Origin of the sequence: Stenotrophomonas sp. GbtcB23 (genome assembly GCF_019091045.1) — a bacterium.
Lineage (GTDB): Bacteria > Pseudomonadota > Gammaproteobacteria > Xanthomonadales > Xanthomonadaceae > Stenotrophomonas > Stenotrophomonas rhizophila_A.
In genome coordinates, this window is sequence record NZ_JAGXKC010000456.1 from 1 (window position 1) to 264 (window position 264).

The 264-nt window shown below is 59.8% G+C and carries 1 pseudogene; it reads left to right on the forward strand.

The features are described 5' to 3' along the window. A pseudogene (locus KVS69_RS19760) lies at positions 1-220 on the forward strand (response regulator); the annotation flags it as partial. Positions 221-264 lie beyond the last annotated feature (44 nt).

Consider the following 264-nt stretch of genomic DNA (forward strand, 5'->3'; position numbering starts at 1 on the left):
GCTGCTCCTGACCGTTATCGTCATGCCCGAAATGGTCGTGATCGAGCTCGCCCGCCGCGCCACCGTACTGGACCCGGACCTGAAGGTGATGTTCACCTCCTGCTTTGCGGCCGTTGCGCTCAACTCTGATTCCAGGGCGCCGAAGGATGCCAAAGTGCTTTCCAAGCCCTTCCACCTGCGCGACCTGGTGGACGAAGTGAACAAGCTGCTCGCGGCTTGAAGCCGGAAAGCCCGGAAACGCAAGGCCTTCAAAAAACCTTCGTA